This window comes from Dellaglioa sp. CoH-57-MRSF-20, from assembly GCF_056781955.1.
This window is the reverse complement of sequence record NZ_JBXAXV010000002.1, coordinates 326,722-350,049: the sequence shown is the minus strand read 5'-3', so window position 1 is coordinate 350,049 and position 23,328 is coordinate 326,722. Positions and strand designations below refer to the sequence as shown.

Annotated in this window: 26 protein-coding genes and 2 tRNA genes; 23 read left to right on the top strand and 5 right to left on the bottom strand. The window is 32.6% G+C overall.

Annotated features, from left to right (window positions below):
* Nucleotides 1-115: 115 nt before the first annotated feature.
* The 5 genes from AC1RPN_RS03575 (at nt 116) to AC1RPN_RS03555 (ending at nt 2,008) form a co-directional block, all read left to right on the top strand.
* Nucleotides 116-625, top strand: coding sequence for a hypothetical protein (locus AC1RPN_RS03575; protein ID WP_481761159.1), 510 nt, complete (start codon nt 116-118; stop codon nt 623-625).
* A gap of 8 nt (nt 626-633) precedes the next feature.
* Nucleotides 634-966 carry a hypothetical protein gene (locus tag AC1RPN_RS03570; protein ID WP_481762171.1) on the top strand — a complete coding sequence of 111 codons (333 nt, stop codon included), beginning with the start codon at nt 634-636 and terminating at the stop codon, nt 964-966.
* Between the two features lie 110 nt (nt 967-1,076).
* Entirely contained in the window at nt 1,077-1,235 is a 159-nt protein-coding gene (locus AC1RPN_RS03565; protein ID WP_481761161.1) for a hypothetical protein, read from the top strand.
* Nucleotides 1,235-1,429: a hypothetical protein gene (locus AC1RPN_RS03560; protein ID WP_481761162.1), complete on the top strand. Its 195-nt coding sequence runs from the start codon at nt 1,235-1,237 to the stop codon at nt 1,427-1,429. The genes AC1RPN_RS03565 and AC1RPN_RS03560 overlap by 1 nt, the downstream gene beginning before the upstream one ends.
* A 330-nt stretch (nt 1,430-1,759) precedes the next feature.
* On the top strand, nt 1,760-2,008 hold the full coding sequence (locus tag AC1RPN_RS03555; protein ID WP_481761163.1) for a hypothetical protein: 249 nt from the start codon (nt 1,760-1,762) through the stop codon (nt 2,006-2,008).
* Between the two features lie 822 nt (nt 2,009-2,830).
* Here AC1RPN_RS03555 and AC1RPN_RS03550 read toward each other — a convergent pair.
* From AC1RPN_RS03550 to AC1RPN_RS03535, 4 genes are all read right to left on the bottom strand, one after another.
* Nucleotides 2,831-2,914: transfer RNA gene (locus tag AC1RPN_RS03550), tRNA-Leu, on the bottom strand.
* An 8-nt stretch (nt 2,915-2,922) separates the two neighbouring features.
* The gene (locus AC1RPN_RS03545) at nt 2,923-3,201 is read right to left on the bottom strand and encodes a hypothetical protein (protein WP_409022736.1); all 279 of its coding nucleotides are present in this window, start codon (nt 3,199-3,201) and stop codon (nt 2,923-2,925) included.
* Nucleotides 3,202-3,304: 103 nt separating this feature from the next.
* Nucleotides 3,305-3,553 (bottom strand): hypothetical protein, encoded by a 249-nt coding sequence (locus AC1RPN_RS03540; RefSeq protein ID WP_057973335.1) that lies wholly within the window; start codon nt 3,551-3,553, stop codon nt 3,305-3,307.
* A 114-nt stretch (nt 3,554-3,667) separates the two neighbouring features.
* The gene (locus AC1RPN_RS03535; RefSeq protein WP_481761164.1) at nt 3,668-4,192 is read right to left on the bottom strand and encodes a GNAT family N-acetyltransferase; all 525 of its coding nucleotides are present in this window, start codon (nt 4,190-4,192) and stop codon (nt 3,668-3,670) included.
* Nucleotides 4,193-4,296: 104 nt separating this feature from the next.
* Here AC1RPN_RS03535 and AC1RPN_RS03530 point away from each other — a divergent pair, with 104 nt between their 5' ends.
* The 7 genes from AC1RPN_RS03530 (at nt 4,297) to AC1RPN_RS03500 (ending at nt 11,221) form a co-directional block, all read left to right on the top strand.
* Nucleotides 4,297-4,743, top strand: a complete 447-nt coding sequence (locus tag AC1RPN_RS03530) for a universal stress protein (protein ID WP_481761165.1) — start codon at nt 4,297-4,299, stop codon at nt 4,741-4,743.
* 114 nt (nt 4,744-4,857) lie between these two features.
* Nucleotides 4,858-5,181, top strand: a complete 324-nt coding sequence (locus AC1RPN_RS03525) for a hypothetical protein (RefSeq protein WP_481761166.1) — start codon at nt 4,858-4,860, stop codon at nt 5,179-5,181.
* 322 nt (nt 5,182-5,503) lie between these two features.
* Entirely contained in the window at nt 5,504-5,863 is a 360-nt protein-coding gene (locus tag AC1RPN_RS03520) for a hypothetical protein (protein WP_481761167.1), read from the top strand.
* A 164-nt stretch (nt 5,864-6,027) separates the two neighbouring features.
* Nucleotides 6,028-8,991, top strand: a complete 2,964-nt coding sequence (locus AC1RPN_RS03515) for a YhgE/Pip family protein (RefSeq protein WP_481761168.1) — start codon at nt 6,028-6,030, stop codon at nt 8,989-8,991.
* Between the two features lie 83 nt (nt 8,992-9,074).
* A complete protein-coding gene (locus AC1RPN_RS03510) occupies nt 9,075-9,515 on the top strand; it encodes a MarR family transcriptional regulator (protein WP_409022730.1) in 441 nt (146 codons plus the stop codon).
* A 141-nt stretch (nt 9,516-9,656) separates the two neighbouring features.
* Nucleotides 9,657-10,844 carry an acetate/propionate family kinase gene (locus AC1RPN_RS03505; RefSeq protein ID WP_481761169.1) on the top strand — a complete coding sequence of 396 codons (1,188 nt, stop codon included), beginning with the start codon at nt 9,657-9,659 and terminating at the stop codon, nt 10,842-10,844.
* A 182-nt stretch (nt 10,845-11,026) separates the two neighbouring features.
* A complete protein-coding gene (locus tag AC1RPN_RS03500) occupies nt 11,027-11,221 on the top strand; it encodes a hypothetical protein (protein WP_057973343.1) in 195 nt (64 codons plus the stop codon).
* Nucleotides 11,222-11,275: 54 nt separating this feature from the next.
* Here the strand turns inward: AC1RPN_RS03500 and AC1RPN_RS03495 are convergent, their stop codons facing one another.
* Nucleotides 11,276-11,896 carry a DedA family protein gene (locus AC1RPN_RS03495; RefSeq protein ID WP_481761170.1) on the bottom strand — a complete coding sequence of 207 codons (621 nt, stop codon included), beginning with the start codon at nt 11,894-11,896 and terminating at the stop codon, nt 11,276-11,278.
* 156 nt (nt 11,897-12,052) lie between these two features.
* Here AC1RPN_RS03495 and AC1RPN_RS03490 point away from each other — a divergent pair, with 156 nt between their 5' ends.
* The 11 genes from AC1RPN_RS03490 to AC1RPN_RS03440 all read left to right on the top strand — a co-directional run bounded on the left by AC1RPN_RS03490 (nt 12,053) and on the right by AC1RPN_RS03440 (nt 23,316).
* Nucleotides 12,053-12,886, top strand: coding sequence for a LicD family protein (locus AC1RPN_RS03490; protein ID WP_481761171.1), 834 nt, complete (start codon nt 12,053-12,055; stop codon nt 12,884-12,886).
* Nucleotides 12,887-12,939: 53 nt separating this feature from the next.
* A complete protein-coding gene (locus tag AC1RPN_RS03485) occupies nt 12,940-13,131 on the top strand; it encodes a hypothetical protein (protein WP_481761172.1) in 192 nt (63 codons plus the stop codon).
* Between the two features lie 16 nt (nt 13,132-13,147).
* Nucleotides 13,148-14,017 carry an SPFH domain-containing protein gene (locus AC1RPN_RS03480; RefSeq protein WP_481761173.1) on the top strand — a complete coding sequence of 290 codons (870 nt, stop codon included), beginning with the start codon at nt 13,148-13,150 and terminating at the stop codon, nt 14,015-14,017.
* Nucleotides 14,018-14,073: 56 nt separating this feature from the next.
* Nucleotides 14,074-14,526: a YaiI/YqxD family protein gene (locus AC1RPN_RS03475; RefSeq protein WP_409022804.1), complete on the top strand. Its 453-nt coding sequence runs from the start codon at nt 14,074-14,076 to the stop codon at nt 14,524-14,526.
* Nucleotides 14,527-14,550: 24 nt separating this feature from the next.
* Nucleotides 14,551-15,915 (top strand): MATE family efflux transporter, encoded by a 1,365-nt coding sequence (locus tag AC1RPN_RS03470; RefSeq protein ID WP_481761174.1) that lies wholly within the window; start codon nt 14,551-14,553, stop codon nt 15,913-15,915.
* 47 nt (nt 15,916-15,962) lie between these two features.
* Nucleotides 15,963-16,033: transfer RNA gene (locus tag AC1RPN_RS03465), tRNA-Gly, on the top strand.
* Nucleotides 16,034-16,288: 255 nt separating this feature from the next.
* The gene (locus AC1RPN_RS03460; protein ID WP_481761400.1) at nt 16,289-17,944 is read left to right on the top strand and encodes an ABC transporter ATP-binding protein; all 1,656 of its coding nucleotides are present in this window, start codon (nt 16,289-16,291) and stop codon (nt 17,942-17,944) included.
* Nucleotides 17,944-19,713, top strand: coding sequence for an ABC transporter ATP-binding protein (locus tag AC1RPN_RS03455; RefSeq protein ID WP_481761175.1), 1,770 nt, complete (start codon nt 17,944-17,946; stop codon nt 19,711-19,713). The genes AC1RPN_RS03460 and AC1RPN_RS03455 overlap by 1 nt, the downstream gene beginning before the upstream one ends.
* Before the next feature lie 186 nt (nt 19,714-19,899).
* Nucleotides 19,900-20,946 carry a MupG family TIM beta-alpha barrel fold protein gene (locus AC1RPN_RS03450; protein WP_481761176.1) on the top strand — a complete coding sequence of 349 codons (1,047 nt, stop codon included), beginning with the start codon at nt 19,900-19,902 and terminating at the stop codon, nt 20,944-20,946.
* A gap of 3 nt (nt 20,947-20,949) precedes the next feature.
* On the top strand, nt 20,950-21,840 hold the full coding sequence (gene murQ, locus AC1RPN_RS03445) for an N-acetylmuramic acid 6-phosphate etherase (RefSeq protein ID WP_481761177.1): 891 nt from the start codon (nt 20,950-20,952) through the stop codon (nt 21,838-21,840).
* Between the two features lie 21 nt (nt 21,841-21,861).
* A complete protein-coding gene (locus AC1RPN_RS03440; RefSeq protein WP_481761178.1) occupies nt 21,862-23,316 on the top strand; it encodes a PTS transporter subunit EIIC in 1,455 nt (484 codons plus the stop codon).
* Nucleotides 23,317-23,328 lie beyond the last annotated feature (12 nt).

Here is a 23,328-nt window from a genome sequence, read left to right as displayed (position 1 = left end):
TGTTAATATCAGTTCTGCTAATTTCAAAGAGTTGATTATAAAGAAAATTAATAAATAGAGGATGAAAACAAATCAAAAAGAGATACTCGAGGGTGGCGATTAAAATATTCGTTCAATGCAACGAAATTTAAATAAAAATTATACAGCTTATTTTGGTATTCTACCTAGCGATGGTATTTATGGAACGAGAAACATATGTTTACACGCTAAAAGAAACAAAATAAATAATTTCTATGTTTCAAATATGTCAACGGGATGGAGTGGAAACTTAGGGTTCCCAATGCCTGAGGGTTGGGACTTTGATCAATTTACTGAATATACGCATGGTGGAGTTGATATTGATCAAGTCTCTTCATCAGGTAAGGATTTAGGCTGTAAGAATTTTGATGTATCGGAGGATATATCTGTAAATAAGGTGACACATCGATTTATTAAATCAGTGCAAATGTTAAATTCTTTTAAAGATATAACATTTGAAATGGGAAAAACATATGGTCCTACGGTTCTTCCAGGGATAGATGCATGGCTTACAGTTAAAGATAGTTGGAGTGTAGAGACAGGAAATTCATCTTCTCCATTTACCATTCACAATGGTAAATGGAGAGTTCTTTTCAAAATGATATAGCTGATATAATGAAGATTAAATATGGTGTTATTAATTATTTAGATACCATGGGAATAGTTAATCGTATTGCGGGTAATCTCCAAAACGGGATGTTAATAATGGGAGTTGCAACAAGGGCAGAAGAACCTTGGCAAATTGGTATGAAGATAACGTATAATGAATCATATACAGAGGGTGATGAAAGTAATAAAATATCAGATACGATTGAAATTTATTATAAGCAACCAGTGGTTAGTCCCATATATCCCGAAGTTTCGTATAATTATGTTTATGATATAGTTAGTGGATTGGAAATTGTCGGAGCATGGATTGTTATTGGTCAGCGGTTATCATGGCTGTAGCGTTTGTTGCTTCTATACCAGAATTATTAGTAGCAGCTCCAGCAGTTGCTGCTTTTGGACTTTTGGTTGATACATTGCCACAAGAATAAAGAATATAGGAGATAATATAGATGGCAATTCCAGCAATGCTAACGGTGTTATTATTTGTGTTTATGATGAATTTATATCTTACTCTTTCTATAGTAAGGATAAAAAAGTCAATAAATAATGGTAATAAAAAGATTGAGAAAGAAAAAGATAGATTAAAAGAATTTAGAGGAGATAAATAATGAGCGAGCCTAATTTATTTATTATTTTATTTGTATTATTTTTAATCTTTATCGTACAATTTGTATATTTTTTAAATATTAAAAATAAATTGCTTGAATTATCGTATGAAATAACTAAAATTAGGGAAGAATTACTAAACATAACAATTGTTAAAGTTTTGAATTTAGAAAAAAAATTAAAAGATAAAGAATAAATGTATGATAAAAAACAAGGTATTCAGATATATTTCTGATCCCCTTGTTTTTTATCTAAAGTAGGTAGACAACAAACTGAATAGTTTAGTGTCTATACTGAGTATGTAGTATAATTACTACGATAAGTTAGTCTTAAAACTTAGACATTAAACAACTACATAAATAAAGCGTAGATATGAATGTGTATCAACGTTATTTAATATATTTTTGAAGGAAAGATAGAAACTGGAATGAGAAAAGCATTAGTTAAACATTTACATTTTAATGATACAGTTGCTTATTGGACAGCACATACGATTGTTTTTATTTACCTGTAAGGAGATGAACTAATGCAAATACAACCTATTTTTTGGGCAATTATCGCGATATTAATAACAGTTTTCTTTCCTTCACGCCAATGGTTAGAACGACATCATTTAGATTATTTTATTCTTGTTACGTACGTAATAATATTAATAGTAATGGTTGTAGCCATACCTTATAGAAAAAGTACTGGCTTGAATGAGATTTATATTGTGAGTGCTTTTATCATCTATGAACTAGGCTATTTATTTATATATAAAAGATTAAAAAAATAAATTAACGTGAGAAAAAATTGTAGAAGAACATTTCTACAATTTTTTATTTGATTAGATAATTTAAAAAGCAAACTCTTTAATAATTAAGGAGTTTGCTTTTTTGTTAAACAGAGTGTATTAAATCAGGTATTGATCTACCATATTTTATTAGCTTGGTATAAATATCAGGGTCTGTATGAGGTAGGTCTTTCCTGTCTGTATATATATAATTACCGAACGGGTCTGTATAGACGATACAATATACACAGTGCCTAGACATGCCCATATCAGGTAACGGATAGCTCATCGTTATTGGTTCACTTGCTAAGGCGAGAATCCTAGGGGTACCAAAATCATTGTGGTTTTTAAAAAACTGCTTAAAATCAGGTAACACGACAGAACTTTCATTCATAGTAGGAATGATGATAACATCATGAATAACATAATTTGAATAGTTTGTAATGGTTACCTGAGGTATCCCTGTTTCAGTAGAGTAAGAACTAGCAGATGCCGTAATACGCGATGATATTTGAATAATATTTTTTTGCCTTTCATATTGTTCTTGACGCTTACTTATTTTATTGCTGTTGTGAGAAAGAAATAGCACTAAATATTGCGGCGGAGGCAGCAAAAATGGCTGGTAAAGTCGCAACGAAAGATTGTAAATAAGTCATAGTATTTTTTCTCCTTTTTAAATAGTATATGAAACATATTCATTTTATTAATTAAAAAATCCAACTCGTAAATAAATACGAATTGGATCAATATATACGGTAAATTAGATGTTAACCACACAAAAACCACATAAAAGTTGGTTAAACGATGGTATATCAATGATAACAATGCGCCTGACAGGAATCGAACCTGCACTTGGAAACCCAAACAGCGATCTGAACGCTGCGCGTCTGCCAGTTCCGCCACAAGCGCAAAATAAATTACTTTGAAAACTCAATAACAGTACCGTAGCCATGTAAAACTAAGAATCTTGGGGCAATCGTTACACGAACAGTTTGTGGTTCGAAATGAACGTTAATAATCCCGTCGCCACCTTTATTAATTGCGCGTTCTGCTAGTTCTGCTTGGACACGATCATATAAGGTATCAAAATCATCTACACGATCAATTTCATCGGCTTCTAGTACAATCTTGGCTGTCGCATTAACGATGCCTTTAATAGCATAAGAACGGTTAACATCTCCGGTTGTTAAGAACATATAAATCACTCCTTGAGTAATAGTTTAAGATAAAAATGCTAGATTGACAAGGATTAAAAAAACTAGCCTCAAGAGTTAGTCTCAACTAGGCTAGTTTTGTAGGTTACATGAAGATACGGTAGTTACGTTTATTAATTGAAATTAATTCTTTAGCCTTACTCTTTGAACTGAATTTAAGTAAATTTTTGATTAAACGTTCTAATTTTTCGTCATCTTTAGAAACTTTTTCAAAAATATCATTGTCAATCTTTATTGTTAGATCTTCCTTTTTGCTTGGAACCTTAAATGTTTTAGAAGTTTCATCGCTTGTGATGAAGTTTTTCTCAAGATCTGCTAATAAATTTTTGCTCATATGTTTTCTTCCTCCAGTTTCTTACTATATTAATCATAACACCTAGATGACTAAAATCATAGGAAATGAAAAAAGATAAAAATGTTATTAAGAGAATTAGATAATAATTTTGCTTTATAAATCTAATTTTGAAAGTATTGCAGGGATGTCGACTCCATCAGGGCTTTTTAAGATTAGCGATTGTTTATCAGTGAAATTAAATTTTTCCAATAATTTTTGATTTACTTCTTCTTGTTCGTATTTCAGCGTTTGTACATTGGTAAACTGTTCAGATTTAAAAGATTTAAGCAGGGCTTTTAATAAATGTGTCGCGATACCTTGTTGTTCTTCGTTTTTCGAAACTAATAATAGACCAATCCAAACGGATTGAACTTCAGGATAATCTGTTAAAAAATCAATCATAGCTACTAATTTATCTGCTTTGAAGAAGCCCAGTGTCCATTTTTGATCACTTTTAACTGACAACGGGATCGAAGTTAAATCAGATTTTATTTCTTCAATGGCTAAATCTTGTTTACCTTGGAGTTTTAGGTAAGTAGATTGACTTTTTTCTAATTCTAACATTTGAGTTAGATCTTTTTCGGTTAACTCTCGAACCACGTAGGGGGCACTAAAAATAGAAATCCTTTTTAATAACATACTGAAAACCTTCTTTATTTCAAATTTTGTAGGTAAAACGCTAACATCTAATACAATTTTAATGATATACTGTAACTACAAATAAAAGATATGGGGTGGCAAATATGGAACAAGAATATAAAAATATTTTAGTCCCAGTTGATGGATCAGATTCAGCTGAAAAAGCATTAAAGCGTGCAGTAGAAAGTGCTAAAGCAAACCATGCACATTTAGATATTTTAAACGTAATTGATACGCGTCAATTTTCTGTAAGTTTTTCAGGAATGATGGATGGGGGCGGTTCAATCGTCTATCAGACTTTTGAAGATACAGAAGCATATATGAATGAATTAAAAGAAGATATTGTAAAAAATGGGTTTACAGATGTTGATATTCATATTCGTTTTGGTAGTCCTAAAACAGTAATTGCCAAAGATTTTATTGAAGATCATCATTCAGATTTAATTATCATGGGTCAATCTGGCTTGAAGGCAGTGGAAAGAATGTTAATGGGTGCAGTTACAAATTACGTTACTCGTTTAGCACCTTGTGATGTCTTAGTTGTTAAATAATAAAGAGGGTTGCGTAATTTAGCAACTCTTTTATTATTTATAGGACTAACTCAGTATAAAGTAAAAATGAATTAAAAAATAGTCATATTAGATTAAAAGAGAGAAGGGGTACTGGTGGAAATAGGTTTATATTTAGTTATGGCAATTTTGATTATTTATAATGTTAAGTTGTCTCTACAATTAACTAAAGTGCGTCAAGCTAATGTTAGAACTGTGGACTCACTAGGTCCTGAAGAGACTAAAATATTAGCAGACTACGCAATTGAGAAACGAAAATGGCAAGTCCTTGGCAATGGAATGTTCTTTTTAGCTCTCGTTTGCGCTTTTATTGGAACAACAATAGAAACGAGTTATTTTGTAACACTTTATGTTGTAACAATGATTGCTGTGAATCGTTCAAGAATAAGAGTCAATAAGCTGTTATTATTAGATAATTAATGTTGCATTAAAAGTCTATATCTTAAATTAAAGAATTCACAAAAGTTAGGTATAAGTAACCTAATTTTTGAGGAACTTAATATTTGGGAAAGGCTTATTTTTTTTAAATGAATAAATGTTGTGACATGTTAGCTGATCTTAGAGAGAATTTCGTATGTGTAGTGGTGCCATCCAGATGACTAACTTTATAAAAAGTAGTTTAGCATGGTAAAACAGATTTTTTAAATTAATGGTTAATAAATAGTAAAGATTCTTACTGAGCATCAATGTTTTTAAGTAACTATGATATTCTAAAATTAAGCGAAATTCCTGGAGGGTTATTGTGAAACGATTTAAATATTATTCAATTTCCTTGTTAAAGGGATTAGCGTCTTTAATTATTCTTTTAGCAATTGGAAATTTGATAGGTCCATCTAATTGGCGGTTATTAATTAATTATTATTTAATTTTGAATTTTTTAACTTTTTATCCATATAATCTCGAGTTAAATGGATTAAATAAAAAATTAGTGCAAAAAGTTAAAATTGACGAGGTAGAGGAACCACACTCTAGACAAGAAATGAATACACGTAAAGTATCAACTGAAAATTTAACGCGCTTATTAATTTATGTCATGCAATTTGCAGGGTTAATCCTAATTGCTCCTGGTCAATTCATGTATTACTATTTAATCAAAAATTGAATTTTAATGATATCTCCACTGTTGATTAGATGACAGTGGGGATATTTTTTTAGAAAATTATTTGACAAAAGAATCAAAAACACATATAGTCATAATATCGTTAATGAGGTTAACGGAACGAATAATCGTTAATGCCATTAACTAAAAAGAGAGGGTGGATAATTTTGTTCAAAGAATTTATGTCAAAGAATAAGAGGTCAGTTGCGTATATCGCAATTGCATGTTTAATTCCAAGTTTAATTGCATATGGAACCTATAAGTTAGTTTCAAGTAAGCAACAAATGGACACAGGAAATTTAAAAGTAGCTATTATAAATAACGATGAAGAAGCATCATTTAATGGAAAATCAATTGACGTTGGTAAGGAAGTTACTAAAATTCTTAAAACCAATAAACAAGCCAAATGGGAGTTTGTTAGCGCAGAAACTGCGAAAAAACATTTAGATTCAGGCGATTATACAATGTCAGTTACATTGCCAAGTAATTTTTCAAAAAACGCAACAACTGCACTTGATGAAACGCCAAAAGTGAGTTTGTTAAAAACAAAACAATCAGATACAAATAACTATGTTTCGCAATTGATTACAAAACAGGTTGCAGAACAATTGAAATCACAAGTTTTAACTAATATCCAAAAAGCGTATGATTCTGCATTACTTGGTTCCGTTAAACAATTAGGTTCAGGTGTTAAAGAAGCCTCAACTGGTGTAAAAACGTTAAATAAAGGAACCGTTAAATTAAAAAATGGTAGTAAAGAAGTTACTAGAAATTTAAATACATTGGCAACAAGTATGGTGACCTTTGATAAAGGTAATCAGACATTAAAAACAGGATTAAATACTTATACAACTGGGGTTGATACTTTAGCTGATGGTGTAAATACCTATACAACTGGTGTAGGTACACTGGTGAATGGTAATAATCAATTAGCCTCAGGAATTAATACACTTGTTGCTAGTGCACCAACCTTATCAAATGGTGTGACTCAATATGTTGATGGGAATAAAACATTAGATGCGGGACTTTCTACGTTGCAAACTGGCGGATCTACATTAGCAGCTGGTGTAGGCACGTTAGCAACTGGTGCAACTACATTAAATTCGAACTCGAATGATTTAAATAATGGTGCGAAAACATTAGCTGCAAGTATGTCAGGTAGCCAATCGTTACCGATGGCGGTAGCAGGTTTAACAGCATATTCAACTGGTATTAAAACTGGTGTAACTCAAATTCAAACAAGATTAAAATCTCGTAGCGAAATTATTAATCATATTCCTGAAATAATTCAACAAATTAAAGATACAAAGCAAGGATCAAAAGAATTAAAAGCTGAACTTGAAGAAATTTCAGGATCAATTGAAACATTACAAGCATTACCTGGATTAGTAACAAAATTGATGGCGGCAGGGGATAAATTAACAACTGTTCAAACTCAAATGAATGCAATTAATTCAGATACAACACAAAAGATGTTTAGTTTGACATTAGCTAAAGGTCAGGCATCGACTTCTAACAAGAAGGTTCGTACGATGATTAATGACTCAACAACAATGAGCCAAAAAGAAAAAGACACTGTTTTACAACAAATCACAAAAACAGATACAGCAATAACAACTGTTGGTACAAATATAACTGGGGTAAGTAAAAATTTAACAGATACAAAAGCGATGTTAGAGGCAGTGATGAGTGATGTAGGTGGCTTAATGGCTGAATTTAAATCAACAATGGGTGATGTAGATCTTAAAGCCATGTTGGAAAAATTTGCTAAAATTTCGACACAAGCAACTGCATTATTGAGTAATACTGATACCTTGACGAGCGATTCAATGATTGGTCTTTTAGGTGATACAAAAGACTTGAGTGATCAAATTGATTCATTAGTGATAGCATCAAATGCTAATGCACAAGTTGCTGGTAAATTAAATGCTAGTGTTAATGGTGCTGGTGTTGATGTTACAAGTGAAAAAACAATTAATGCAACAATTAAGAATTCAATCATGACAGGTAGTATTAACAAATTGTCAGCTGGTATCTTAGGATATACAGCAGGAACAGGACAAGTAACTGATGGTATTAATCAATTAAATAGTAATGTACCAACTTTAATAACAGGTGTTACTGCTTTAAGAGCAGGATCGCAAAAACTTGTTACAGCAGGTGGACAACTTGAGGCAGGAACACAAACGTTAGTTTCAGGTGGTACACAATTGAAAGCAGGATCTGATAAGCTTGTTAGTGGTGGTACACAATTGACAACTGCTAGTACACAATTGACAGATGGAAGTTCGAAATTAAAAGCGGCAAGTACACAATTAACAGATGGTGATACACAATTGGCAGCTGCTAGTCCTCAATTAGTTGATGGCTCACAAAAATTAGCTGATGGGTCTAAACAAGTAACATCAGGATTGGATACAGCTAATGATGGTGTAACATTATTAAATACTAAATTAGCAGCAGGAGCATCACAGGTTGGTAATATCAATTCATCTCCAAAAAATGTGGCTCAATTCGTTGAACCTGTTAAAACAGAAACTGAAAGTGACAATCTCGCTAAAACTTTGAAAAATACATTTGCCCCATTAGTGATTGTTTTATCATTATTTGTCGGTGCAATTGTAACTCAATTAATTTTATTCAGATACCGTAAGAAGAATGAATTATCACAAAACTGGTTACAGAACCTTTTCCTAATGTTATTTATTTCTGTTATTCAAACAGCAGGAGTTCTCTTATTAACATTATTCTTTAGTGTAACAATTGAACATCCAATTAGTTTCGTAATCTTTACGTTCTTATCGGGAATAATCTTTACTCTTTTATGTGTGGTAATTGACGAACTCCTTGGAACAATGGGTATTCTCTTATCTTTAGCATTACTACTCGTACAATTAGTGATTACAGGACAAGTTATTCCAAATACGATGTTATCAAATGCTTATCAAGTATTTGCAGAGTTCTTACCTGTTACACATGTATTAAATGGCTTCACATATGCAATTAATAGCCAAGGTTCTGGTATGATTGGTTCAGTGCTTGCATTACTTGTTACAGCCGTAGTACTGGGTGTGGTTTGGACGTTTGTAAATCGTAAACAATTAACGGTATCAACTGAAAAAGAAAAATAGAGATACAGTTGATTAGATATAGTAATTAACCGCGTTTTATGCTAAATTTAACTGTAGGTAGAACATGCAGAGGAGAATTAGCAATGACAACAACTAAGTTAATGGATGACTATATTAGTATGTATTTAGGAACTTTTAAGAATGTGGAAGGATTCATTTCACAACCTACTAGTGAGTTTAATTTATCTTTTGAACAATTCTTGATTTTAAAAGATATCCATAGCACTGAAGATATAAGCATGGTTGATATCGCTAAAAAAAGAAATGTTTCAAGGAGTGCAATTGCACGCCAATTAAACGTACTAAAACAATTAAGATACATCTATCAAGAACAAGACACAGTTGATAGAAGAAGAATAAACCTACGCTTGTCTGATCAGGGTGCAAAAGTAGAACGAGTTGTGACTGAGTCAATTAAGAAACGGTTTGATACTTGGGTAAATGTTTTAGGTGAAGATAAGGCAGTTCTACTGCTTAGTTTAATGAAAGAATTCGGGCAAAAAATAATGGTAGACAGAAAATAAAATTCTGTGTACCATTTTTTGCTTGAAAGTGTTGTATGCGTTTTCTATAAGTAGTATATTAGTTTAATATACTACTTAAAAAAATAATTGTTTTTTAAGGATTAAATTAATACCAAATGAAATCATTATTGGAGGAAGAATATGACAAAAATTATTGCAATTAACGCAGGTAGTTCAAGTTTAAAATTCCAATTATTTAGCATGCCAGAGGAAACTGTTATTGCTAAAGGATTGATTGAAAGAATTGGACTTAAAGACTCAATTTTAACGATTAAATATGGTAACGGAAAAAAATATGAAGATGTATTAGATATCGACAATCATTCAGTAGGTGTACAGTTATTACTTAAATTATTGCTTCAATTGGATATTATTGCTGATTTTAATGAAATTTCCGGTGTTGGACATCGCGTTGTTGCTGGTGGTGAATATTTCAAAAAATCAACATTAGTAAATGCCGATACAATTGCAAAAATTAATGAATTATCTGAATTAGCACCATTACATAATCCAGCTAATCTTTTAGGTATCCAGGCATTTGAAGAAATCTTACCAGATGCAGTAAGTGTCGCTGTATTTGATACAGCCTTCCATCAGACGATGCCAGAAGAAAGTTACATGTACAGTGTACCTTATGAATGGTATGAAAAATATGCCGCAAGACGTTATGGTGCTCATGGGACAAGCGTTCGTTATGTCGTCTCAGAAGCCGAAAAACTAATTGATAAAGACCCTAAAGAGTTAAAATTAATTACATTACATTTAGGTGCAGGAGCATCAATTACAGCTACAGTTGGTGGTAAATCAATTGATACATCAATGGGCTTTACACCACTTGCTGGAATTACCATGGCAACACGTTCAGGTGATGTAGATGTATCGTTAGTTGCTTACATGATGAGACAATTAAAAATTACTGATATAGATGAAATGATTAATATTTTGAATCGTGAATCTGGGCTAGTTGGTATTTCAGGGATTTCTCCTGATATGCGTGATGTTAAAGCTCAATTAGGAAAAAATCCTCGTGCTGATTTAGCTGTTAAAATCTATGTTCAAAATATTATTAAATATATTGGTCAATACATTGCAGAAATGCAAGGGGTTGATGGTATTATTTTCACTGCTGGTCTTGGTGAGAATGATCGGATTGTACGTCGTCGCGTTATTGAACATTTAGCATATTTAGGTGTTGGCTTTGATGCTGAAAATAACGAAAAAATGGGTGAACAGGTTATGCTTAGCACGCCAGAGTCTGCCGTTAAGATTTTTGCGATACCTACTGATGAAGAATTAGTTATTGCACGCGATGTTCAATCATTAATGTAAAAATAACCATTTAAAATAGTAGCTTAAAATAAGAGGGATATCACATTGTGATGTCTTTTTTATTTTGTAACATAACGGTAATATTTAAAGGGTTAACAAGTTATTAAAAAAGTGTTAAATTAGACATTATAAATTATTATTACTGACAACAAGTTGTTGTCATCATTCGGAGGCGTAACTTAATGAGTAGGTGTAAACTTGATATTATGAGTGAGTATCAAGCAGCGATGCAAAAACTTGCTGATCTTAGAAGTAACATTGGAAACAGACAACAATCATCAATTCGAGATAGCTTTTTCCAAGAGGAAAAATCGCTTGAAAGAGAATGTTCTGAACTGAATATTCTATTAGAAGCTATCGATGTTGCGGAAGATTAATCCTACTTTTTGAGAAATAAAAGTAGTAAAAAACGATTAAATTCATAATTGAATTTAATCGTTTTTTTTGTTCCTATTTAAATTAATTAGTTTGTAGATTCCGAAGAACGAAACGATTAATAAGATGATACCAACTACTGTAGCAAAAATATCAACTGTTGCTGCAACTTCCGCCCAAGCATTCCCAGCAAATGCCCCAAGATAAATGAGGACAGTATTCCAAATTAATGTTCCAAAAAAGGTTAATGGAATAAAAAAACGTAATTTACATTTCGTAATTCCAGCGGGAATAGAAATTAAACTTCGAACAATGGGAACAAAACGGCCTATGAAAATAGCACGATTTTCATATTTTACAAAAAATTCAGTCGCTTTTTCAATATGGATAGGTTTTAGACCAAGCCAAGAACCATACTTACTGGCGAAAAATTGATTTAAACGTTCTGTACTTAAAAAGCGACCGATCGAATATAAGATTAAAGCCCCGATAGTCGCCCCAATAGTGGCAGAAATAATTAAACCAATTGGTGTAAGAGAACTTGAGAGCGTCATAAAACCTGCAAATGTTAAAATGATTTCAGAAGGAATTGGTGGGAAAATGTTTTCAATGGTGATCAGTAACGCAACACCTAGATAGCCATGTTGGCCGATTAAGTCAATTATGGTTTCTTGCATTTAGGCACCCCTTTTATTTAATAATTAAAGCATATCATGAGCCAAAGAAATAAAGTAATGAAAAAGGATTAGCTTAATAAAAATTAAATAATTTTCGTATTCAGAGTTAAATTTGGTACAATTGAAGAAAGAATAAGACGATTTAAGGTGGTAAAAATGAAAATTGAAGAATTACACAAGGTAGAATTAGATTTAATCCGGGAAGTCGTTGAAATTTGTCAAAAAAATAATATAAAGTATTTTATGATTGGTGGCAGTTTATTAGGTGCGGTCAGACATCAAGGGTTTATTCCATGGGATGATGATGTCGATATTGGAATGGTAAGGGATGACTACGATCGATTCTTACAAATCGCTCCCCAAGAGATTAGCCAGCCTTATTATTTTCTACAAACTGATCAAAGTGATCCAAACTATGCATTTGGATATGCAAAACTACTTGATGAATCTATTCATGTTGAAGAGAAAAGAAATATTAATGACGCTAGAAAAGGTGTTTTTGTAGATATTTTTCCTTTTGATAAAGTCCCAACAGGTGATGTCGAACGATCTATTCAACAATCAAAATATCGATATCTTAACGCGAAAATTCTTTTATTGAGCAATTATCGTTTAATGGATACTGAAATTAACGCAAAGATTAGAAAATTACAACCTGATCAAAGTCGTAAAACCAAAGAGTATAAAGAAAAAAGAGACGAACTAGTAAGAACCTATAATCAAGATGACACCATTTCAGAATATAAAAATTTAGCTTCACAATACTCATATGAAAAAGAATTACTATCAGAAAAGGAATTAGCAGCCGTGATTCAAGTTCCTTTTGAGAACCTTACGGTAACTATTTTAAGGGCATATGATGCAATTTTAAGCCGTTTATATGGTGATTATTTACAATTACCGCCTGAAAGTAAACAGATTGAAAAGCATATTGAAAAAGTGACTATTTTAGATCGAAATGATTTTACTTTTGATAATGAAATTGATTGATTTTATGACGTAAATGAGATACGTTTAAAGATGACAAATGGAGGTGCTTTCATATGGATAGAAAATCAATTATTGACGAGCGGTTGCTTAACCGGGAATTTACAATTGACAGTAAAAATATTCATGGCACGGTCGAGTTTTTTGGTATCTACTATCATTATTTTAGTGATGAAACATTAGTAAGTGGAGATGTTGTTCGAATCATTAAAACACATGTTGAAGGGTTAGACGTTAAAAAAATATAAAGGTGGTTAAATTATTATGTTGGGACTTTTAGTCGTTATTATTATTGTTATATTATTGGTCATGATTTTACCAGCAACTATCCGAATTATTAGACAACCGCATCAAGGTGTTGTTATAACTTTAGGAAAATATGAAACAACATTAGCTCCAGGCTTACATTTTATTAAACCATTTATTTCTTCAGTAATTCGTGTTAGTACGGCACAACAACCTTTAGATCTTGATAAACAAGTTGTGATTACAAAAGATAATGCTGAAATTGAAGTTAAAATTTCATTGAAGTATCACGTTACTGACATCCAAGATTTTGTGTTTAAAAATGAAGACTCTGTTCGTAGTATGATTCAAGATACACGTGCCTCTTTGCGTGGCATCATTGGTAATAAAATGTTAGATGAAGTTTTGAATGGAACGCAAGAAATTAATCGCGGTTTGTTTGGCGAAATTTCTAATGTGACAGCTGGTTATGGATTAAATGTTGATCGAATTAATATTGATACAGTAAAACCTTCAGTTGAAATTCAAGATTCAATGAATAAGTTATTGAAAGCCGCTAGAAATCGTGATGCTACTGTTGCTGAAGCAGAAGGTTACAGTAAATCAGTTGCACTAAAAAATAAAGCTGATAATGATGCATGGGTTAATTCAGCCCAAGCAAAGGCTGAAGCAGTTAAAAAGACGGCCGATGCTGAAGCATACCGAATAGATGCAGTTAATTTATCATTAAATAAAGTTGGTAATGGTTATTTTGTTAGCCAAAATATTGAGGCTTTTAAAGAATTGGCCAAGAGTGACGCAAATACAGTTGTTATGCCAAGTAATGCGATAGATAGCTTAGGTCAAATTCCAGCAATTAATGCATTATTAAAACCAGAAGCTAAATAAAACTTTCAAGAGGTTATTCCTTGGAAGTTTTTTTACTAGGAATGAGAGTGGTTAATTTGAAAATTATTATTGATGGGGATGCGTCTCCTGTGAAAAATGAAGTTATAGCTGAAGCCGAACTACGGAATATCAGTGTGTTGCTAATTACAAGTACGCCACATTTCTCAACTAAAAAGTATCCTGAAAATGTTTCGGTTAGCTATGTTGATCAAGGTCCAGATGCGGCAGATTATAGAATTGTAAAGTTAGCTGAAAAATCAGATGTTGTGATTACACAAGATTACGGACTAGCTTCTCTTTTATTACCAAAAGGTGTGATTGTGATGCATCATAAAGGATTTGAATATACAGATACCAATATCGATAGTATGTTGGATTCAAGATATTTAAGTGCAATGGCAAGGAAATCAGGTCAACGTACGAAGGGTCCAAGCGCCTTTTCAAACCAGGATAGGGCTAACTTTAAAAAAGCATTTATTTTATTATTGAATGAAAAAGGAATTAAATAAATATAAAGAAAAGAAGGGTCTTATTTGCGATCGTTAACATCGGGTAATCCAGCAAAATTAATTTTTATGTTTACTATACCATTATTGGTTGGTAATTTATTTCAACAATTATATAGTATTTCTGATACGTTGATTGTTGGACAAACTTTAGGCGTGGATGCACTAGCTGCAGTTGGTTCGACCGGGAGTATTCAATTTTTGATTATTGGATTTGCACAAGGGTTAACTGCAGGTTTATCTATTATTACGGCACAACGATTTGGGGCAAAAGATTATCGTGGTGTTAGAAAAAGCTTTGCAGTGGGACTTTTGATTAGTCTAATTGCAACGGTAATTTTAACAGCGGTTAGTTTGTTTTTTGTAAAAGATATTTTAACACTTATGAAGACACCACCAGAAATATTTGATGATGCACAAACTTTTATTAGTATCATTTTTGGTGGAATATTTGCTTCAATGGCATTTAATATTTTATCTAATATTATTAGGGCGCTAGGGGATAGTCGCACGCCATTATACTTTTTAATTTTTGCCAGCATTATTAATGTTGGTTTAGAATTATTATTTATTTTGGTATTTCATTGGGGAGTTGCTGGCGCTGGTATTGCAACTATTATTGCGCAATCATGTTCCGTTGTATTCTGTTTAATTTACATTTATCGAAAAATTCCCGTCTTACATATTGGTCGACACCATTTTAGAGAAATCACGATGAAAGATGTTAACCAACACCTTTATGTGGCTCTACCAATGGCCTTTCAAGCTTCAATAATTGCGATTGGTGCAATTATGCTACAGTCAGCTTTAAACGGTTTAGGAACGACAGCAGTTGCCAGTACCACGGCAGCGTCTAAGATTGATCAATTATCAACACAACCAATGATGTCATTTGGAATTGGGATGGCAACTTTTACTGCCCAAAATTATGGCGCAAAAAAATATGGTCGTGTTTTAGATGGTGTAAAAAAGTGTCTATTAATGTCTGGAACATTCAGTATCGTTGCAAGTCTTTTAGTTATTTTATTTGGACAACAATTAGTTACACTGTTTGTTGGAAATAATGCACCAAAAGTTGTTGCATTATCGCAGGTTTATTTTAATATTAATGGGTCATTTTACTTACTTTTGTCAGTACTGTTTGTCATTAGATACACGTTACAGGGACTGGGACAAAGCATCGTACCAACAGTTGCTGGAGTTGTAGAATTACTGATGAGATCATTTGCAGCTATCTTTTTAGCTGGTGCTTTTGGGTATGCAGGAGCTTGTTTTGCAAATCCATTAGCCTGGGGTGGGTCATGTATTGTACTGATTTATTCATATATGAAGGCTGTACAAAATTTGAGACGTTTAGATTTTGAACAAAAGGCTGAAAATAAACATGCTTAATTAGTTATGACAAAAGTACGGAAATATGCTATACTAATCAACGTTCTGCGGGCGTAGTTTAGTGGTAAAATTCCAGCTTCCCAAGCTGATGTCGCGAGTTCGATTCTCGTCGCCCGCTTAAAAATGAATAAGATAATTATATTGAAACCAAGATATTTAATCTTGGTTTTTTTTTGTAAATTTTAACTGACTAAATAGAATATAATTAGTCAAAATGATTGCAATTAAGCGTTATTTTTGCTAAGTTTAGTAACTGATATTAGTTTTTTTGTATAAAAAAACATGGAACTGGACAGAATTGAGGGGGAAAAAAGTGGATATTTTATTAAAACATGCTAAAAAGTATCGGGTAGATATTTTTTGGGCAGTCGTCATGGTGGTTATCATGGCAATTTCAACATTGTGGCAACCTAAATTGTTACAAAAAGTAATTGATGCTATTTTAAAGGACCAGGGTGATAAAATCACGACACTTGGTTTGTACTTGATTGGAGTTGCTGTTATTGGATTGTTGGCAGGTGTTGTGAATACAATTCTATCAGCAAAAGTAGCACAATCAATGAGTGCAGATATTCGTGAAACTGCTTTTAGAAAGATTCAAACATTTTCTTTCAGTAATATTGAACGATTCCAAGCAGGGAATATTGTGGTTCGTTTAACCAATGATATTACCCAAATTCAAACGTTAATTATGACAATTTTACAGACATTAATTCGAGTGCCCATTTTATTTATCGGTGCATTCATTTTAGCTATGAATACAATTGCGGATTTATGGTGGATTATTGTTATTTTAATTGTCTGCGTGTTAGGTATTTCAATGTTAACTTTCGGTCGCATGGGACGCCATTTTGGGTTAATGCAAGGCTTAATTGATCGAGTAAATGAGTTAGCCAAAGAAAACTTGATGGGTGTGCGTGTTGTTAAGTCATTTAATCAAGAAAAAAATGAAGAAAAACGTTTCGATAAGGTTTCAGATGATTTAAATGCACAAAATATCTATGTTGGAACTCTATTTGCTGTTTTAATTCCAGCATTTACATTAATTGGAAATATGGCTGTCGTTGCCGCAATTTATTTTGTAGGTGATTTAGCTAAAGCAGATCCAAGTACAGTTACAGCTATTACTTCGTTTGTTAATTATTTAATGCAAATCATGTTTGCCATTATTATTGGTGGAATGATGATGACGTTTAGTGCTCGTGCAATGGTTTCAATTAAACGACTACGCGAAATTTTAGATGAAGAACCAGATATTTATTACCAAGATGTTCCAGAGGAAGATTTATCGGGATCTGTTAGTTTTGAAGATGTCTCATTCTCATATGAAGGCGATGATAAACCAACACTTAAACATGTTAGTTTTGATGTTAAACCTGGAGAAATGATAGGAATTGTTGGTGCAACTGGTTCAGGTAAATCAACTTTAGCCCAAATGATTCCACGATTATTTGATCCCCAAGAAGGAATGATCAAAGTTGGTGGTGAGAATTTAAAGGATGTTAATGAAAAATCGCTTCGTAAAACAGTAGCATTTGTTTTACAAAAGGCTATCCTATTTTCTGGCACAATCGCAGACAACTTACGTCAAGGTAAAGAAGATGCCAACGAGAAAGATATGGATATGGCCAGTCAAATCGCTCAGGCATCAGAATTTATTAATCGATTACCAGAACGTTATGATGCAGAGGTTGAAGAACGTTCAGCTAACTTCTCAGGTGGTCAAAAACAACGTTTATCAATTACGCGTGGTGTTATTGGTAAACCTAAAATCTTAATTTTAGATGATTCAACATCAGCACTTGATGCTCAATCAGAAAAATTAGTCCAAAAAGCATTAAATAATGAATTGAAAGAGACAACAACATTTGTTATTGCCGAAAAAATCTCATCTGTGATTAATGCGGATCGTATTTTTGTTATGGATGACGGTAAATTAGTTGGCGAGGGGACACATAAAGATCTCGTTGAAAATAGTCAAATTTATCAAGAAATTTATAACACTCAAAAAGGAAAGGAGACTGTCTAATGAAAGATATGAATAGATCGATGGCATTCTTCTTCCACTACTTGAAAAGCTATAAATTAGGTTTTACAGTTATGACTGTTGCAATTATTGCATCGACATACTTCCAGGTAAAAGCACCTGTGTATATGGGAAAAGCAATTACGGCATTGGCAGACTACGTAATTGGTTTAACAAAAGGAGTGAGTGATAAAGGAAATTTTGTTAGCTCATTGTGGATGTTATTCTTATTTTATATTTTTTCAATTGTAGCAATGTTTTTCTCAAATATTATTGTCACGTTCATTACAGGAAACTCGACAAATAGAATGCGAAAAGGGCTATTTGGAAAATTACAAAAAATGACAATTCGATTCTTTGATTCACATAAAGATGGGGATATTTTAAGTCGTTTTACAAGTGATTTGGATAATATTTCGAACGCAATGAATCAAGCCTTAGGACAAATTATGAGTAATATTGCTCTAATGATTGGGATTATCATTATGATGTTTCAACAGAATGTTCAGCTTGCCTGGGTTACGATTGCTTCAACGCCTATCGCGTTACTTCTTGCGGTCATTTTAATTTCTAAAACACGTAAGTATGTTGATATACAACAAAAAGAAGTTGGAAAATTAAATGGCTATATTAATGAAAAAATTAGTGGTCAAAAAATTGTAATTACTAACGGGCTTCAAAAAGAAGCTATTGATGGTTTCTTGCCATATAACGAAAATGTTCGTAAAGCAACGTTTAAAGGACAAGTCTATTCAGGGATGCTTTTCCCAGTTATGAATGGCCTCTCGTTGGTTAATACAGCCATTGTTATCTTCTTTGGTAGCTGGTTAGCACTGAACGGTGATATGGGCCGTACAACGGCTTTAGGACTAGTTGTCGTGTTTGTTCAATACTCACAACAATTTTACCAACCAATATCACAAATTTCTTCATTGTATAGTATGTTCCAACTTGCTATTACAGGTGCTAGTCGACTGAATGAAATGTTTGATGAACCAGATGAGGTCAACTCAACTGATAAGCAAAAATTAACGGGTCTAACAAATGGTGTTAAGTTAAGAAATGTTAATTTTGGTTATAATGCTAATAAAGAAATTTTACATGATGTATCAATTAATGTTGATAAAGGTGAAATGGTAGCTTTAGTCGGACCAACTGGTTCAGGTAAAACAACAATTATGAATTTATTGAATCGATTCTATGATGTTACAGGTGGTTCAGTTGAATTTGATGGCGTAAATGTTAAGGATCTTGAACTTCAAAGTCTTCGTGATCATGTTGGGATAGTTCTTCAAGAAAGTGTATTATTCTCAGGAACAATTCGTGATAATATTGTCTTTGGTAAACCTGAAGCATCAGATGAAGATATGATTTCTGCCGCTAAGCAAGCTAATATTCATGATTTTATTATGAGTCAAGAAAATGGCTATGACACGACAGTATCGGATGAAAACTCTGTGTTTTCAACTGGCCAAAAACAATTAATTAGTATCGCAAGAACAATTTTAACTAATCCTACGTTATTAATTTTGGATGAAGCGACTTCTAATGTTGATACAGTGACAGAAGCTAAAATTCAAAAAGCAATGGATACAGTTATTCAAGGGCGTACTAGTTTTGTAATCGCACATCGCTTGAAAACAATATTAGATGCTGATAAAATTGTTGTTCTGAAGGACGGTAAGGTTATTGAACAAGGTAACCATCAAGAATTATTGGATCAAAAAGGATTCTATTCTGAACTTTATAATAATCAATTTGTATTTGAATAAAACAGTGAAAAAATCTTTCAAGAATACTTTATATAAAGTATTCTTGAAAGATTTTTTATTTTAAATTAAGATATAAAGTAACAAAAAAAACAAAAAATAAATATATTTAATTGTAATTTTATATCATTCAAGGTATGATGTAACCAGTTAATGATAACGCTTTCTTTTATGAATGGAGGAGATATTATGTTGGGTTTTTCAATTTATTTAGGTGATAAGATTGACGATGATACAAAAAAATATATTGAAGTAATGCGTAAATCAGGATTTAAGGGTATTTTTACTTCATTACATATTCCTGAAGAAGATAGAAAAAAAACTATTGATGAATTAAAAACTTTGGGGAATTTATGTCTTGAAAATAACTTGAAATTAATGGTTGATATTTCAGAAAAAAGTTTAAAATTATTGGAATTTGATTTGAAAACTGCTGGAATTACTGGTTTAAGAATTGATTATGGGATTAGTATGGAAAAAATAGCTGAATTATCAAATAATATAGATATTGGATTAAATGCTAGTACGATTTCAGAGCTGGATATTAAGCAACTAGTTGATAATCATGCAAATTTTAAGAATATTGAAGCATGGCATAATTATTATCCTCGACCAGATACGGGATTAGATGACGAATGGTTAAAAAATAAGAATCATTGGTTAAAAAAATCAGGATTTACTACGATGGCGTTTGTGGCAGGAGATAAAATATTTAGAGGGCCAATTGGAAAGGGATTACCAACATTAGAAAAACATCGAAATTACAATGTATTGGCTGCAATGATAGATTTAATTGAGAATAATTATACTGATGACGTTTATATCGGTGATCCGCGAGTTTCACAAAGAACAATTAGTAAGATAGTTAACTATTTTACTAATCAAAGTATAGAAATAGATATTGAAAGTAGTTCGCATGAACTTGATAATATAGCATGGCATAATCGTGCTGACGTGGCTAGGGATGTTGTAAGGTTAGAAGAAAGTCGGATAAGAAATCAATTCACTATTGAACCAATAAATAATGAAGATGCTCGAACGAGAGGTACTATAACGCAAGATAATATGTTATATGGGAGATATACTGGAGAAATACAGATAGTGAAAAATAATTTACCAATTGATAAAAAAGTAAACCAAATTGGTACAGTTAAAAGGACAGACTTGGATTTAATTGACTATATAGGAGCAAAACAAAAAATAATATTTAATAATACAATTATAAAAGAGGGATAAAATATGGATATTACAAAATTAGTAACGGAAACTAGAAATGAACAAACTATGAATTTAGATGAGTTAAAATGTTCTGAAGTTGCAAGAATAATGAATGAAGCCGATATGACAGTTCCTAAAAGCGTAGAAAAAGAGTTATCGCAAATTAATGAAGCAGTTAGTAAAATTATTGAATCATTTAATAGTGGAGGCCGTTTAATTTATATGGGTGCAGGAACTAGTGGTAGATTAGGTGTCTTAGATGCTGCTGAATGTGTACCAACATTTGGAACAAATCCTAGCATGGTGCAAGGATTGATTGCTGGTGGTATGAAAGCAATGACTGTGGCAGTTGAAGGTGCCGAAGATTCAAACGAATTGGGTAAGTTGGATTTGGAAAATATTTGTTTAACAAAATTAGATACAGTAGTTGGAATTGCAGCAAGTGGTAGAACACCATATGTTATTGGGGGTCTTGACTACGCTAAACATCTTGGTGCGAACACAATAAGTCTGGCTTGCAATAAGGAATCAATTATTGGACGGCATGCTGATACGGCTATTGAGATTGAAGTGGGACCAGAGATATTGACTGGGTCTACTCGTTTAAAATCAGGAACGGCACAAAAATTAGTATTAAATATGTTGTCGACAATTTCGATGATTGGAATTGGAAAAATATATAAAAATTTAATGGTCGATGTTAGACCAACGAATGAAAAATTAGTTGAAAGATCAAAGCATATTATTATGGATGCAACTGGAGTAAGTTATGAACAAGCAAAATTAACATTTGAATTAGCTGAACATGATGTCAAACTTGCAATAGTTATGATTCTAACGGATAACGATTTGAATCAAGCTAAAGAAAAATTAAAGAAGGCTCATGGTTTTGTTAGGGAAGCAATCAAATAAAATATTTGGAGGGGTTAAATTATGGCAGACAAAAAAATCGAAAAAATTGCAAATGAAATTTATGATAATGTAGGGGGGCCAGACAATGTTGAAAAATTAATTCATTGTATGACTCGAGTTAGGATGACAATTAGGGATGAAGATAAAGTAGATATTGAAAAATTGAAAAATATCGATGGTGTCATGGGTGTTGTTGAAGATGATACTTTGCAAGTGGTAGTTGGACCTGGTACAGTCAACAAAGTTGCAGATGAAATGGTAAGACAAGTAGGGGTTAAATTAGGCGAACCTTTCCCTTTGAAGAACGTAGTACAATCAACTCAAATGACTGATAAAGAATTGGTTGAGAGCAAAGCTGCTAAAGTAAAAGCAGAACATAAAGCTAAACAAAAGCAAACGCCAATAAAAAAGGTGCTTAAAGCAATTTCAAATATCTTTGTTCCACTAATTCCTGTATTTGTTGGAGCAGGATTGATTGGTGGATTGGCTGCTGTCCTTGGAAATATGATGGTTGCAGGGGATTTAAGTTCGAGCTGGACAGATTTTATTGCAGTTTTAAATGTTATTAAAAATGGTGTTTTCAGTTATTTAGTTATCTATGTAGGGATAAATAGTGCCAGTGAATTTGGTGCCACTCCAGGACTTGGTGGTGTTATCGGCGCTGTCACTTTGCTGAGTGGGGTAACCCCTGAAGCACCTCTCCATAATATCTTTAACGGTCAGGCACTAAGTGCTGGACAGGGTGGAATTATTGGTGTTATTTTTGCAGTGTGGGTATTAGCTATTTTAGAAAAAAGATTGCATAAATGGATTCCGGATTCTTTAGATATTATTATAACACCGACAATATCATTATTTGTTATTGGAATGATGACAATTTTCTTAGTAATGCCAGTTGCTGGGGTTGTTTCGAATTCTTTAGTTACATCAATTAACTGGGTCTTAGAAGTTGGTGGTGCATTTTCTGGTTTTGTTTTAGGGACTTTTTTCTTACCAATGGTAATGTTAGGATTACATCAAATTTTAACACCTATTCATCTTGAAATGATTGCTAAGTCTGGATCAACATTATTATTGCCAATTTTAGCAATGGCAGGAGCTGGACAAGTAGGGGCAGCAATTGCATTATGGGTTCGTTGTCGTAAAAATAAAAAATTAACAAATTTAATTAAAGGCGCTCTACCAGTCGGATTTCTAGGAATTGGGGAACCATTAATTTATGGGGTTATACTACCTTTAGGACGACCAATGATTACTGCTTGTCTTGGTGGCGGAATCGGTGGAGCGGTGATTGGTGGGATTGGTCATATTGGATCTATTGCAATAGGACCTTCTGGGGTAGCATTGATACCTTTAATAAGTAATGGACACTGGATTGGGTATATTCTTGGATTGCTTGCGGCATATGCGGGCGGATTTATTTTAACATTCTTTTTTGGTATTCCAAAAGATGCTATGATTGAGACAGAAGCATAAGACATACCATAA

What these genes read in the sequence shown, in the direction of transcription:
- AC1RPN_RS03575 (WP_481761159.1), top strand. Translation starts at nt 116, where the DNA reads ATGCAACGAAATTTAAATAAAAATTATACAGCTTATTTTGGTATTCTA.
- AC1RPN_RS03570 (WP_481762171.1), top strand. Translation starts at nt 634, where the DNA reads ATGAAGATTAAATATGGTGTTATTAATTATTTAGATACCATGGGAATA.
- AC1RPN_RS03565 (WP_481761161.1), top strand. Translation starts at nt 1,077, where the DNA reads ATGGCAATTCCAGCAATGCTAACGGTGTTATTATTTGTGTTTATGATG.
- AC1RPN_RS03560 (WP_481761162.1), top strand. Translation starts at nt 1,235, where the DNA reads ATGAGCGAGCCTAATTTATTTATTATTTTATTTGTATTATTTTTAATC.
- AC1RPN_RS03555 (WP_481761163.1), top strand. Translation starts at nt 1,760, where the DNA reads ATGCAAATACAACCTATTTTTTGGGCAATTATCGCGATATTAATAACA.
- AC1RPN_RS03545 (WP_409022736.1), bottom strand. Translation starts at nt 3,201, where the DNA reads ATGTTCTTAACAACCGGAGATGTTAACCGTTCTTATGCTATTAAAGGC.
- AC1RPN_RS03540 (WP_057973335.1), bottom strand. Translation starts at nt 3,553, where the DNA reads ATGAGCAAAAATTTATTAGCAGATCTTGAGAAAAACTTCATCACAAGC.
- AC1RPN_RS03535 (WP_481761164.1), bottom strand. Translation starts at nt 4,192, where the DNA reads ATGTTATTAAAAAGGATTTCTATTTTTAGTGCCCCCTACGTGGTTCGA.
- AC1RPN_RS03530 (WP_481761165.1), top strand. Translation starts at nt 4,297, where the DNA reads ATGGAACAAGAATATAAAAATATTTTAGTCCCAGTTGATGGATCAGAT.
- AC1RPN_RS03510 (WP_409022730.1), top strand. Translation starts at nt 9,075, where the DNA reads ATGACAACAACTAAGTTAATGGATGACTATATTAGTATGTATTTAGGA.
- AC1RPN_RS03505 (WP_481761169.1), top strand. Translation starts at nt 9,657, where the DNA reads ATGACAAAAATTATTGCAATTAACGCAGGTAGTTCAAGTTTAAAATTC.
- AC1RPN_RS03500 (WP_057973343.1), top strand. Translation starts at nt 11,027, where the DNA reads ATGAGTAGGTGTAAACTTGATATTATGAGTGAGTATCAAGCAGCGATG.
- AC1RPN_RS03495 (WP_481761170.1), bottom strand. Translation starts at nt 11,896, where the DNA reads ATGCAAGAAACCATAATTGACTTAATCGGCCAACATGGCTATCTAGGT.
- AC1RPN_RS03490 (WP_481761171.1), top strand. Translation starts at nt 12,053, where the DNA reads ATGAAAATTGAAGAATTACACAAGGTAGAATTAGATTTAATCCGGGAA.
- AC1RPN_RS03485 (WP_481761172.1), top strand. Translation starts at nt 12,940, where the DNA reads ATGGATAGAAAATCAATTATTGACGAGCGGTTGCTTAACCGGGAATTT.
- AC1RPN_RS03480 (WP_481761173.1), top strand. Translation starts at nt 13,148, where the DNA reads ATGTTGGGACTTTTAGTCGTTATTATTATTGTTATATTATTGGTCATG.
- AC1RPN_RS03460 (WP_481761400.1), top strand. Translation starts at nt 16,289, where the DNA reads ATGGTGGTTATCATGGCAATTTCAACATTGTGGCAACCTAAATTGTTA.
- AC1RPN_RS03455 (WP_481761175.1), top strand. Translation starts at nt 17,944, where the DNA reads ATGAAAGATATGAATAGATCGATGGCATTCTTCTTCCACTACTTGAAA.
- AC1RPN_RS03450 (WP_481761176.1), top strand. Translation starts at nt 19,900, where the DNA reads ATGTTGGGTTTTTCAATTTATTTAGGTGATAAGATTGACGATGATACA.
- murQ (WP_481761177.1), top strand. Translation starts at nt 20,950, where the DNA reads ATGGATATTACAAAATTAGTAACGGAAACTAGAAATGAACAAACTATG.
- AC1RPN_RS03440 (WP_481761178.1), top strand. Translation starts at nt 21,862, where the DNA reads ATGGCAGACAAAAAAATCGAAAAAATTGCAAATGAAATTTATGATAAT.